At 72.7% G+C, this 11,791-nt stretch carries 9 protein-coding genes; 7 read left to right on the plus strand and 2 right to left on the minus strand.

The window, feature by feature from the left end; all coding sequences use genetic code 11:
* Nucleotides 1-168: 168 nt before the first annotated feature.
* From pdhA to JAV76_RS11890, 3 genes are read left to right on the plus strand one after another with little or no spacing between them, the layout of a single operon-like run.
* Nucleotides 169-1,329, plus strand: a complete 1,161-nt coding sequence (pdhA, locus tag JAV76_RS11880) for a pyruvate dehydrogenase (acetyl-transferring) E1 component subunit alpha (protein WP_372403556.1) — start codon at nucleotides 169-171, stop codon at nucleotides 1,327-1,329.
* A 59-nt stretch (nucleotides 1,330-1,388) separates the two neighbouring features.
* Nucleotides 1,389-2,522, plus strand: a complete 1,134-nt coding sequence (locus JAV76_RS11885) for an alpha-ketoacid dehydrogenase subunit beta (protein WP_198734297.1) — start codon at nucleotides 1,389-1,391, stop codon at nucleotides 2,520-2,522.
* Nucleotides 2,523-2,563: 41 nt separating this feature from the next.
* Nucleotides 2,564-4,063 carry a dihydrolipoamide acetyltransferase family protein gene (locus JAV76_RS11890; protein ID WP_198734272.1) on the plus strand — a complete coding sequence of 500 codons (1,500 nt, stop codon included), beginning with the start codon at nucleotides 2,564-2,566 and terminating at the stop codon, nucleotides 4,061-4,063.
* Between the two features lie 27 nt (nucleotides 4,064-4,090).
* On the opposite strand, the gene JAV76_RS11895 is transcribed toward JAV76_RS11890, so the two are convergent.
* The gene (locus tag JAV76_RS11895) at nucleotides 4,091-4,702 is read right to left on the minus strand and encodes a TetR/AcrR family transcriptional regulator (protein WP_198734273.1); all 612 of its coding nucleotides are present in this window, start codon (nucleotides 4,700-4,702) and stop codon (nucleotides 4,091-4,093) included.
* Between the two features lie 54 nt (nucleotides 4,703-4,756).
* Nucleotides 4,757-5,389 (minus strand): GNAT family N-acetyltransferase, encoded by a 633-nt coding sequence (locus JAV76_RS11900; RefSeq protein WP_198734274.1) that lies wholly within the window; start codon nucleotides 5,387-5,389, stop codon nucleotides 4,757-4,759.
* Nucleotides 5,390-5,637: 248 nt separating this feature from the next.
* On the opposite strand from JAV76_RS11900, the gene JAV76_RS11905 reads away from it, so the two are divergent.
* The 4 genes from JAV76_RS11905 to JAV76_RS11920 all read left to right on the plus strand — a co-directional run bounded on the left by JAV76_RS11905 (nucleotide 5,638) and on the right by JAV76_RS11920 (nucleotide 11,730).
* Nucleotides 5,638-7,029, plus strand: coding sequence for an MFS transporter (locus JAV76_RS11905; RefSeq protein ID WP_307844185.1), 1,392 nt, complete (start codon nucleotides 5,638-5,640; stop codon nucleotides 7,027-7,029).
* A 6-nt stretch (nucleotides 7,030-7,035) separates the two neighbouring features.
* Entirely contained in the window at nucleotides 7,036-9,366 is a 2,331-nt protein-coding gene (locus tag JAV76_RS11910) for a molybdopterin oxidoreductase family protein (RefSeq protein WP_198734275.1), read from the plus strand.
* Nucleotides 9,363-11,144, plus strand: a complete 1,782-nt coding sequence (locus tag JAV76_RS11915) for an FAD-dependent oxidoreductase (RefSeq protein ID WP_198734276.1) — start codon at nucleotides 9,363-9,365, stop codon at nucleotides 11,142-11,144. Before JAV76_RS11910 ends, JAV76_RS11915 begins: the two co-directional genes overlap by 4 nt.
* Before the next feature lie 169 nt (nucleotides 11,145-11,313).
* Nucleotides 11,314-11,730: a peptidase inhibitor family I36 protein gene (locus JAV76_RS11920; RefSeq protein ID WP_198734277.1), complete on the plus strand. Its 417-nt coding sequence runs from the start codon at nucleotides 11,314-11,316 to the stop codon at nucleotides 11,728-11,730.
* Nucleotides 11,731-11,791 lie beyond the last annotated feature (61 nt).

Consider the following 11,791-nt stretch of genomic DNA (forward strand, 5'->3'; position numbering starts at 1 on the left):
ACTCCCGACAAGCGGGGCGTCGTGCGTTCAGGCGACCGGCACTAGAGGACCTACGCTCCCGTAGCCTACGCTGACGTAGCCTACGGAGACGTAGGTTCGACGGAGCCGGGGACCCGGTGACGTCCCGTCCCACGCCGCGCCAGCGCGGCAGCGACCGGAGGAGAGCGCGTGACCGACCTGAGGCCGTCGCGGCAGGCAGCCAGCACCCCCGACGACACCCCCCTCCAGCTCGTCACCCCCGACGGCACGTTCGTCGCCTCGGACGACAACGCCCGGTACCGGGCGCGCATCGGGCACCTCGACTCCGAGGACCTGCGCAACCTCTACCGCGACATGGTGCTCGTCCGGCGCTTCGACACCGAGGCGACGTCCCTGCAGCGCCAGGGTGAGCTCGCGCTCTACGCGCCGCTCCTCGGCCAGGAGGCCGCGCAGGTCGGGTCCGGGCGGGCCCTCGCACCCCAGGACATGGCGTTCCCCTCGTACCGCGAGCACGGCGTCGCCCACACCCGCGGGCTCGACATGCCGCACATCCTCCAGCTGTTCCGTGGCATCGACCACGGCGGCTGGGACCCGGCGGAGCACAACTTCCACCTCTACACCCTGGTCATCGGCTCCCACGCCCTGCACGCCACCGGGTACGCCATGGGCGTCCAGCGCGACGGACTCGTCGGCACCGGGGACCGCACCAAGGACACCGCCGTCATCACGTACTTCGGGGACGGCGCCACGTCGCAGGGCGACGTGAGCGAGGCCCTCGGGTTCGCCGCCGTGAACGAGGCACCCCTCGTGCTCTTCTGCCAGAACAACCAGTGGGCCATCTCCGTGCCCACCTCCACCCAGACCAAGGTGCCCCTCTACCAGCGCGGCGCCGGGTTCGGGGTGCCCAGCATCCGTGTCGACGGCAACGACGTCCTCGCCTGCTACGCCGCCACGTCGGAGGCCCTCGACCGGGCCCGCTCCGGCGGCGGCCCCACCTTCATCGAGGCCGTCACCTACCGCATGGGCGCCCACACCACGTCCGACGACCCCACCCGGTACCGCACCGCCGAGGAGGAGCAGCACTGGCGCGACCGCGACCCGGTCGAACGTTTCCGGACGCTCCTCGTCACCGAGGAGCTCTGGGACGAGGGCCACGCCGCGGACCTCGAGGCGCAGGCCGACGAGCTCGGCGAGCGGGTCCGCAGCTACGTCAAGGGCCTGGGGCGTCCCGCGAGCGCCTCGATGTTCGACCACGTCTACGCCACGGACCACTCGCTCGTCACCGAGGACCGGGAGTGGTTCGCCGACTACGAGGCGTCCTTCACGGACACGCAGGGAGGCGCACGATGACCGAGAGCACCGTCCGGGAGGACCTCACCATGGACAGCCACGACCTCCCGGAGGCCGAGATGCCCGAACCCGGGACCCCCGAGGACGCCCTCGGCGTGGTCGGTGGCACCGTGCCCGCCGAGGTGGATCCCGCGCCCGACGCGGGGGAGCCCGCCCACCGCGGCGTCGAGGTGCCCACCGGCACCGAGACCCTGCCGTTCGCCAAGGCGATCACCGCAGGGCTTCGCGCGGCGCTCGCCGGCGACCCCAAGGTGCTCCTCATGGGCGAGGACATCGGCCCGCTCGGCGGGGTGTTCCGCGTCACCGACAACCTGCAGGCCGAGTTCGGGGTGGACCGCGTCGTCGACACGCCGCTCGCGGAGTCCGGGATCATCGGCACCGCGATCGGCCTCGCGATGCGCGGCTACCGGCCGGTGTGCGAGATCCAGTTCGACGGGTTCATCTTCCCCGGCTTTGACCAGATCACCACGCAGCTCGCGAAGATGCACTACCGCTCGCGCGGGCGCCTCACCCTGCCCGTCGTCATCCGGGTTCCCTACGGGGGCGGCATCGGTGCGGTCGAGCACCACAGCGAGAGCCCGGAAGCGCTCTTCGCGCACACGCCCGGGCTGCGCGTCGTCGCGCCCGGCACCCCGCAGGACGCGTACGTCATGATCCAGGAGGCCATCGCCTCGCCCGACCCGGTGCTCTTCTTCGAGCCCAAGGGCCGGTACTGGGAGAAGGGGACCGTCGACCACGCGACCGGCCCGTACGCGGCGGGCACCACCGGCGAGCCCGGCGGTTTCACCACCCTGAACTCCGCGGTCGTGGCCCGGCCCGGCACGGACCTCACGCTCGTCGCCTACGGCGCGACGGTGGGCACCGCGCTCAAGGTCGCCGAGGCGGCCGCCACCGAGGGCACGAGCATCGAGGTCGTCGACCTCCGTGCCGTCTCGCCGCTGGACACCGCGACCGTCGTCGCGTCCGTGCGCAAGACCCACCGGTGCGTCGTGGTCCACGAGGCCGCGACGTTCCTCGGGACCGGTGCGGAGATCGCCGCCCGTGTCACCGAGCAGTGCTTCTACGACCTCGAGGCGCCCGTGCTGCGCGTCGGCGGTTTCCACACGCCGTACCCCGTGGCGAAGATCGAGCACGACTACCTGCCAGGGTTGGACCGGGTGCTCGACGCCGTCGACCGCGCCCTCGCCTTCTGACCCGCCCATGACCACCACGCGTGCACTGCCGAAGGAGCACCATGCCGACCTTTGAGCGATTCAACCTGCCGGACGCCGGCGAGGGCCTCACCGAGGCCGAGATCGTCTCCTGGCACGTCGCCGTCGGTGACACGGTCACGGTGAACCAGGCGATCGTCGAGGTCGAGACCGCCAAGTCCCTCGTGGAGCTGCCGTCGCCCTACGGCGGCGTCGTCGCGGAGATCCTCACCGAGGTGGGCACCGTCGTCGAGGTCGGCACCCCGATCATCGTCATCGACACCGACCCCGACGGTGAGGCCGCCCCCCAGCGGGACGACTCGGCAGGGGGCTCCGAGAGCACCGCCGGCGACGAGGGCTCCGAGAGCGGGTCCGTGCTCGTCGGGTACGGCGTCGCGACGCCGGGCACCGCACGCCGGGCCCGACGCGCGTCTGCCGGTGCACCCGTCGCGACCCCCGCGCCCACCGGTGGGTCCACCCCGGTGGAGGAGCCCCACGGCGTCCCCGTGACCACGCCCGACCAGGGCGTCGGCACCCCGCTCGCCGGGGCGCCCGGCATCGAGCCGCAGGCGTCGCCCGCGTCCGTCGGCAAGCCGCAGATGCGGTCCGTGACGCAGGTCGCCCCACGCCCCGGGACCCTCGCCGTGCGTGCCAAGCCCCCCGTCCGCAAGCTCGCCCGTGACCTCGGCATCGACCTGTCGAGCATCCACCCGACCGGCCCAGGGGGCATCGTGACCCGTGAGGACGTCCTCGCCTACAGCGCCCAGGCGGAGCCCAAGGGGCTCGCCACCTACGTCGACGACGACGCCCCGTGGCTCGCGTCCGGGCAGGTGTCGTCCGACGGGCGCCAGACGCGCGTCCCCGTGAAGAGCGTGCGCAAGCGCACCGCCGAGGCCATGGTGTCGAGCGCCTTCACCGCACCGCACGTCACGGTCTTCCACACCGTCGACGTCACCCGGACCATGCGGCTCGTGGAGCGGCTGCGTACCGACAAGGAGTTCACGGACGTCCGGGTCACCCCGCTGCTCGTCACCGCGAAGGCGCTCCTCCTCGCCGTGAACCGGCACCCGGAGATCAACGCGAGCTGGGACGACGCGGCCCAGGAGATCGTCTACAAGCACTACGTGAACCTCGGGATCGCCGCGTCGACGCCGCGCGGTCTGGTGGTCCCCAACATCAAGGACGCGCACCGGCTGGGCCTCAAGGGCCTCGCTCAGGGCATCGCGGACCTCACCGCCACGGCTCGCGCCGGGCGGACCACGCCCACCGACATGTCGGACGGCACCATCACCATCACCAACGTCGGCGTCTTCGGCATCGACACCGGGACGCCCATCCTCAACCCGGGGGAGTCGGCCATCCTCGCGATGGGCGCCATCCGTGAGCAGCCGTGGGTGCACAAGGGGAAGATCAAGAAGCGCCACGTCACGCAGCTGGCGCTGAGCTTCGACCACCGCCTGGTCGACGGGGCCCTCGGGGCGAGGCTCCTCTCCGACGTCGCCGCCGTCCTCGAGGAGCCCGCCCAGGGTCTCGTCTGGGGGTGACGTCGGGGCGCGCGGCGCGCCCTGACGTCAGCAGGCGAGCGCGACCCGGTCGGCCGTGTCCGTCCGGAGCGTCCGACGGACGATCGTCGCGATCGTGGAGCGGTCGAGCCCCGGCGTGCTCCGGGCGAGACCCACGAGCCCGTGCACGAGGACGTAGAGGGTCTCGGGTGGGTGCTCGATCCTCGCTCCGCCGGCCGTGCCCGGTCCCGTGAGACCGGTGATGACGAGGCGGTCGACGAGCGCGCGGACGGCGCGGTCGAGGAACCGGTTGTACAGGGCGGCGTCCTCGATGAGGGGGAGGTCGGCGCAGGGCTGCCCGGCGGGGCCCTGGCCGCGCAGGTGGCGGCTGAACAGGGCGACGCAGCTGGTGATGGCCTCGTCGATCTCGCCGACCTCGCGCTGGGCGTCCCAGGCGCGCACGCTCTCGACGAACTCGTCGATGTGGGCCTCGAGGACGGCGTCGACGAGGGCTTCCTTGTCCCCGTGGTAGTGGTAGACGAGGCCCCGGGTCACGCCGACGTGCTCGGCGATGTCGGCGATGGACGTCCGGGCGATGCCGTGGTCGGCGAAGAGCTCGCGGGCTGCGGCGAGGATCTCGGTGCGTCGGACGTCGGGATGCTTGACGGACCGTGTGCTCATGGGCACGACGCTAGGTCCCGTTGACGCACCGTCAACGGGACCTAGGGCCCGTGCTCAGGCGGAGGTGCGGGTGAGGTTCAGCTCGTAGGCGTCGCCCGTGGCCGTGAAGCCGATCTTCTCGTAGTACGGCGCCGTGCTGGCGCTGCCGGCCCGCGTCCGGACCGAGGTGTAGCCGCGGTCGCGGAGGAGGTCGCTGCGGCGGAACACGAACTCGCCGGGCGTGAAGTCGCGGTACCGCTCGGTGACGTAGTCGAGGTCGATCTGCGCGACGCCGTCCCCGGCGTCGTGGAGCAGCACGTACCCGACGGTCTCGTCGCCCCGGACGATGAGGTACGCCTCCGTGGCGTCGACCACCGCGTCACGGAACGCGGGGGCGAACCGCTCGACGTCCGTGCCGTGGACGGACAGCAGGTGCTGCACGTACGGAGCCGTGGGTTCCGTGGGGACCACGGAGTAGGTGGCGGGGGAGTGGCGCGACCGCAGCATCTTCTGCAGGTACACGACGTTGATGACCGCCAGGACGACGTTGAGGCCGACCATGGGCCACACGCCGGCGAGCAGGTTGAAGGCGATGAGGATGACGCAGCCCACGAGGTTGATGAGCCGCAGACGCAGGATGCGCGACTGGAGCAGGGACCACACGAGGATGGCGGAGCCGATCCAGCCGACGAGATCGAGGAGGGACATGCAGGTCCTTCGGGTCACGGCGGGAACCCGCCGGGCTCGGCGTCCGTGCCGAGGACGTCGACGATACCAAGCCGCACACCCGTCGCGGGGTGGAGCTGGCACTCCCGTGCGCGTCTCACACCGGGGCACCGCCCGGTGTGCGCAGAAGGTTACGGTCGTTTAACCGCCGGACGCGTCCGGGGGAAACACGCGATCCATACCGTCCTCGTAGTGCCCGATCCCGCGGGCCCGCCAACGAGGAGGCCGCAGTGACGACTTCGACTGCGCAGGACCTGGACGACACCGCCGGGACGACCGGCACGACCACGGCGAGCCCGACCGCCCCGGGCGCGTCTGCGGCGCCCCGTCGTGGCCGGTGGATCGACCACTGGGACCCGGAGGACGAGACCTTCTGGCACGACGGCGGCAAGCGCATCGCGCGGCGCAACCTGTGGATCTCGGTCTTCGCGGAGTTCCTCGGCTTCGCCGTGTGGGCGACGTGGAGCATCGTCGTCCCGCAGCTCGGTGCCGCGGGGTTCGCGCTGACGGTGGACCAGCAGTTCTGGCTCATCGCCGTCCCGGCCCTCGTCGGGGCGACGCTGCGCATCCCTTACACGTTCGCGGTGCCCATGTTCGGCGGGCGCAACTGGACCATCGTGTCCGCGCTCCTGCTCCTCCTGCCCACCGGGGCGCTCGCCTGGGCGGTGCAGCGGCCCGACACGTCGTTCGGCGTGCTGCTCGTCATCGCGATGCTCGCCGGTGTGGGTGGCGGGAACTTCGCGTCGTCCATGGCGAACATCTCGTTCTTCTACCCGGAGAAGGAGAAGGGCAAGGCGCTGGGCCTCAACGCCGCGGGCGGCAACCTGGGGACGGCCGCCGTGCAGCTCGCGGTGCCGCTCGTCATCGTCGCCGGGGCCGGCATCGCCCTGGAGCGCGCGGGCCTCATGATGATCCCGTTCATCCTCCTCGCGGCGTTCCTCGCGTGGCGGTACATGGACAACCTCACGTCGGCCCGCGCCGACTACCGGTCCTTCGCGGCCGCCGCGAAGAACACGCACACGTGGGTGATCTCCTTCATCTACATCGGGACGTTCGGGTCGTTCATCGGGTACTCGGGGGCGTTCCCGACGCTCCTCAAGAGCCAGTTCCCCGAGGTCACCCTGTCCATCGCGTTCCTCGGAGCGCTCGTCGGGTCCCTCACCCGCCCCCTCGGTGGCATCCTCGCCGACAAGGTCGGCGGGACCCGGGTGACGATGGCCAGCCTCGTGCTCATGGCCCTCGGCGCGGTCGGCGCCGTCCAGGCCCTGGGGTCGCACAGCTACGCGCTGTTCCTCACTTCCTTCCTCCTGCTCTTCGTCGCCACCGGCGTGGGCAACGGGTCGACGTACCGGATGATCCCCGCCGTGTTCCAGGCCGGCGTCACGACGGCCGAGGCGCGGGCGAAGGCCCGCAAGGCGGCCGCCGGGTGCATCGGCATCGCCGGGGCGGTCGGGGCGTTCGGTGGGTTCCTCATCCCGCGCGGCTTCGCCGCGTCGAACTCCCTGGCCGGGTCGCTCGTGCCCGCCCTGTGGGCCTTCGTCGGGGTGTACCTCGTCATGGCAGCCACGGCCTGGTTCGTGTACCAGCGGCGCGGCTCGGCGATGGCCGCCGAGAACATCTGAGGACGCATGACCACCACGGACACCACGGTCCCCGCCGACGCCCCCGCCCGGGATGCGTCGGCGGGCACCGCCACGCACTGCCCGTACTGCGCGCTCCAGTGCGCCATGACGCTCACCCCACCGGTGGGTACCGCCGGCGCTGCGGGTGCTCCCGGGAGCGCCGACGGCACCGACGGGCCGCCCGTCGTCGTCGACGGCCGCGACTTCCCCACCAACAAGGGTGGGCTGTGCCAGAAGGGCTGGACGAGCGCCACCGTGCTCGGCGTCCCCGACCGGCTCACCACGCCCCTGGTCCGCGGGGACGACGGCGAGCTCCGGGCGGCCACGTGGGACGAGGCGCTCGACGTGGTCGCGGATGCCGCCGCGCGCATCGCCGCGGAGCACGGCCGTGACTCCGTAGCCGTGTTCGGCGGGGGAGGCCTCACCAACGAGAAGGCGTACACGCTCGGCAAGTTCGCCCGAACCGTCCTGCGCACCGCGAACATCGACTACAACGGGCGCTTCTGCATGGCGTCCGCCGCCGCCGGCGCCAACCGGGCGTTCGGGGTGGACCGGGGGCTGCCGTTCCCGCTCGCCGACGTCGGCGGCGCGCAGGCCGTGCTGCTCCTCGGGTCCAACCTCTCCGAGACCATGCCCCCCTCCGTCCAGCACCTCGCCGGTGCGCGCGAGCGCGGTGGCCTCGTCGTCGTCGACCCGCGCCGCAGCGCGACCGCATCCCTCACCGACGACGGTGCGGGAGTCCACCTCCAGGTGGTCCCCGGAACCGACCTCGTGGTCCTCCTCGCCCTCCTCCACGTCGTGTGGGCCGAAGGCCTCGGGGACGCGGCGTTCCTCGCCGACCGCACCACGGGCGCCGACGACGTCCGCCGGTCCGTCGCCACGTGGTGGCCGGAGCGCTCCGAGCAGGTGTGCGGGGTGGCTGCCGACGAGCTGCGCCGCGTCGCCCGTCTCCTCGCCGCGGCGAGCCCCGCGCGCGGCGGCGCGGGGGCGTACGTCCTCACCGGGCGCGGCGTCGAGCAGTCCACCCAGGGCACGGCCACCGTGACGGCCGCCATCAACCTCGCCCTCGCCCTCGGGCTCGTCGGCCGTCCCGGCAGCGGTTACGGCGCCGTCACCGGCCAGGGCAACGGGCAGGGTGGACGCGAGCACGGCCAGAAGGCCGACCAGCTCCCCGGGTACCGCAAGATCGACGACCCCGCCGCCCGCGAGCACGTCGCCGCCGTGTGGGGCGTCGACCCCGCGACCATCCCCGGGCCCGGGCTCCCCGCCGTCGAGCTCCTGCGCCGCCTCGGGCAGCCCGCCGAGCCCGCCACCGACAGACAGGCCGCACGCCCCGCCGGACCCCGCATGCTCCTCGTCCACGGCTCCAACCTCGTCGTCAGTGCACCGCGCTCGCGGCAGGTCACCGCGAACCTCGAGGCCCTCGACATGCTCGTCGTGTGCGACTTCGTGCCGTCCGAGACCGCCCGCCTCGCCGACGTGGTCCTCCCCGTGACGCAGTGGGCCGAGGAGGAGGGCACCATGACGAGCCTCGAGGGCCGCGTCATCCGGCGCCGCCGCGCCATCGCCCCGCCCGACGGGGTGCGCTCCGAGCTCGACGTCCTCGCCGACCTCGCGCGCCGCCTCGGGTCCGACGTGCACTTCCCGACCGACCCGGCCGAGGTGTTCGACGAGCTCGCCCGCGCCAGCGCCGGCGGCCCCGCCGACTACTCGGGCCTCAGCCACGCACGGCTCGACGCCGACCCGGACCTCTTCTGGCCGTGCCTGGCACCCGGGGCGACCGCCCCGGCGGGCCCGGACGGCACCGTTCCCGACGCGGCACCCCACCCCGGCACGCCGCGACTCTTCCTCGACGGGTTCCCCACGCCCGACGGGCGCGCCCGCATGGTGCCCGTCGACCACGTCGGCCCCAGCGACGATCTGCGCCCCGACGCCCCCCTCTACCTCGTCACCGGGCGCGTCCTCCAGCACTACCAGTCCGGGGCGCAGACCCGGCGCGTCCCCGAGCTCGACCGGGCCGTCGCCGCGCCCTTCGTGGAGATCCACCCCGTCCTCGCGCACCGCCTCGGCATCACCGAGGGCGCGTCCGTGCGGGTCGAGTCCCGCCGCGGCGCCGTCGTCGCGGCCGCCCGTCTCACCACCACCGCCCGCCCCGACACCGTCTTCATGCCCTTCCACTGGGCCGGGACCGGCAGCGTCAACCGCATCACCACCGACGCCACGGACCCGATCTCCGGCATGCCCGAGTTCAAGGTGTGCGCCGTGGACGTCAGCCTCGCCGGCACCGTCGTCCTGCCTGACGCACTGTCCCCGACCAGCGCGGAGGTACTCCTGTGACCACCACCCGTCCCCTGACCCGCGTGGTCGTCGTCGGCAACGGCATGGTCGGATCGCGCTTCGTCGACGACCTCCTCTCCCGCGACGGCACCGGCGACACCGCCCGGTTCGACGTGACCGTGCTGGGCGCCGAGGAGTACGACCCGTACAACAGGGTGCTCCTCAGCGACGTGGTCGCCGGGAAGGTCGACGTCGCGTCCCTCGCCCTGCCCGCGCTCACCCACGAGCGCGCCACCGTGCACCGCGGCACGTCGGTCGTCCACATCGACCGCGCCGACCGTCGCGTCCTCACCGCCGACGGCGCCGTCCACCCGTACGACGCGCTCGTCCTCGCGACCGGGTCGGCCGCGCGCGTCCCCGACGTCGACGGGATCGGGACGGGCGGGCCCCTGCCCGCCGGGGTCCACGCCCTGCGCACCCTCGACGATGCCCGCGAGATCGTCGCCGCCACCGTCAACGCGCGCACCGCCGTCGTCGTCGGGGCCGGCGTCCTCGGGCTCGAGGCCGCGTGCGGGCTCGCCCGGCGGGGCCTCGCCGTGACCGTGGTCCACGGCGGCGCGACCGTCATGGACCGGCAGCTCGCCCCCGACGCCGGCGCCGTCGCCGCACGGACCCTCACCCACCTCGGCGTCGCGCAGCGCACGGGTGCGCGCACGGAACGCGTGGTCCTCGGTGCGGGCCGCGCCGCCGCCGTCGAGGTGGCGCTCGCCGACGGGACCACCGAGACGCTCCCCGCCGACCTCGTCGTGCTCGCCTGCGGCACCGTCCCCGAGACGGCGGCCGCCGTCGCCGCCGGGCTGCCCGTCGACCGCGGCGTCGTCGTGACCGCCGCCCTCGCCAGCCCGGCCGACGCCCGCGTCTTCGCCGTCGGGGACTGCGCACAACCGCCCGAAGGCGCCACCGGCCTCATCGCCCAGGGGTGGGACCAGTCCCGGCGGCTCGCCGAGCACCTCGCCGCCGGGGCGGCCGGCGCCGCGGGCGTGGCAGCCGACGGAGCCGACGACGACCACGTCGGCGGGCGGGTCAGGCTCGCGGGGGAGCGGCTCTCCCCAGGACGGCCGTCGATGGCGCTGCGGCTGAGCATGAACGTCGTCACCCGCCCGGCCGCGGAGACTGCTCCGGTGGCGTCGATCGGGGCATCGGGAACGGCCGACCCAACGGTCCGACCCACGCAGGCCGACGACGAGGCGTCGCGCGGGACCGACGTCGTGCGCCTCAAGGCCGCCGGCCTCGACGTCGTCACCATGGGCGTGTGCGGCGCGCGTCGCACTCCACAGCCCGGGGCGCGGACCGTGAGCCTCAGCGACCCGGACGCCGGACGGCACGTGGAGGTCGTCGTCGCCGACGGGTTCGTCGTCGGCGCCACGTGCGTGGGAGCGCCCCAGCTCGGGGCGGACCTCACCGCCGCCTACACGCGCCGCACCCCGGTCCCCGCCGACCCCGCACACCTCCTCGTCCAGCCCGTCGCCACCGCCACCGTCGCCGCGAGCGACCCCACCCACATGCCCGACCGCACCACCGTGTGCCGGTGCAACGGCGTGAGCAAGGGCGACATCGTCGGCTGCTGGCAGCACGGTGCCCGCTCCGTCGAGGACATCGCGAAGGCCACCCGCGCGACGACCGGCTGCGGTGGGTGCAAGGACCTCGTCTGCGGCATCGCGGACTGGTTGACGGCGTCGACCCCCGCCGAGGAACCCGACGCGCCTCTCCTCGTGGAGCCTGACGACGTCGTAGCACTGCATGAATCTCACCGAGGAAACGTCAAGGTGTTGGATTGAACGCGCCTGAGGGGCGGGAGGTTCTGCCACGTCGAGCACATGACGTGCTCCTGTCACGGTCGTGATGGCCGCGAACGGACGCGATTGAACCGTTGGCGCCAAAGGGGAGTTCTGGTAACCTTCCGTCGCTAGGTCCGATTTGATACGGTCCAAAGCGGGGGGAGTAGAAGTGAAGTTGCTCAAGAGGTCTCTGGTTGCGCTGCTAGCGTCGGGGTTGGTGGCGATGACCGGTACCACGTCGGCATCCGCTGCGACAGGGGACTGTGCTTCCGGGTACGCCTGCGTCTGGGAGCACCCGCAGTTTGGCGGGCGCTACTTCGGCACAGCCAAGTCAAAGGCCGCGCTCACGTCACTCATCAATGTGGCGTCATCCGCGGCGGCCAACGGGGCAAGCTGCAGGTACACCCGGTTCTACGACGACAGAACGCTGAACAACGAACCGTCAGGGAGTTACTTCACGCTCTACAGCAAGCAGCTCATGGGATCCAACTATCGTGATCCTGACTTGAGGAACGGCGCAGGCCTCGACGGCGCAGGTCGAAACTTCGACGACACGATCGAGGGGGTCTGGTTTACCGGCTGCTAGGTGGGACACGTCCCGTTAATTTAGGACTGGACGCAGAACACGGACTAGATTAGTTGGGGAA

This window comes from Sanguibacter suaedae (assembly GCF_016342785.1).
In the GTDB taxonomy this organism is placed as follows: Bacteria; Actinomycetota; Actinomycetes; order Actinomycetales; family Cellulomonadaceae; genus Sanguibacter; species Sanguibacter suaedae.

What these genes read in the sequence shown, in the direction of transcription:
- JAV76_RS11885 (WP_198734297.1), top strand. Translation starts at nt 1,389, where the DNA reads ATGCCCGAACCCGGGACCCCCGAGGACGCCCTCGGCGTGGTCGGTGGC.
- JAV76_RS11890 (WP_198734272.1), top strand. Translation starts at nt 2,564, where the DNA reads ATGCCGACCTTTGAGCGATTCAACCTGCCGGACGCCGGCGAGGGCCTC.
- JAV76_RS11895 (WP_198734273.1), bottom strand. Translation starts at nt 4,702, where the DNA reads ATGAGCACACGGTCCGTCAAGCATCCCGACGTCCGACGCACCGAGATC.
- JAV76_RS11900 (WP_198734274.1), bottom strand. Translation starts at nt 5,389, where the DNA reads ATGTCCCTCCTCGATCTCGTCGGCTGGATCGGCTCCGCCATCCTCGTG.
- JAV76_RS11910 (WP_198734275.1), top strand. Translation starts at nt 7,036, where the DNA reads ATGACCACCACGGACACCACGGTCCCCGCCGACGCCCCCGCCCGGGAT.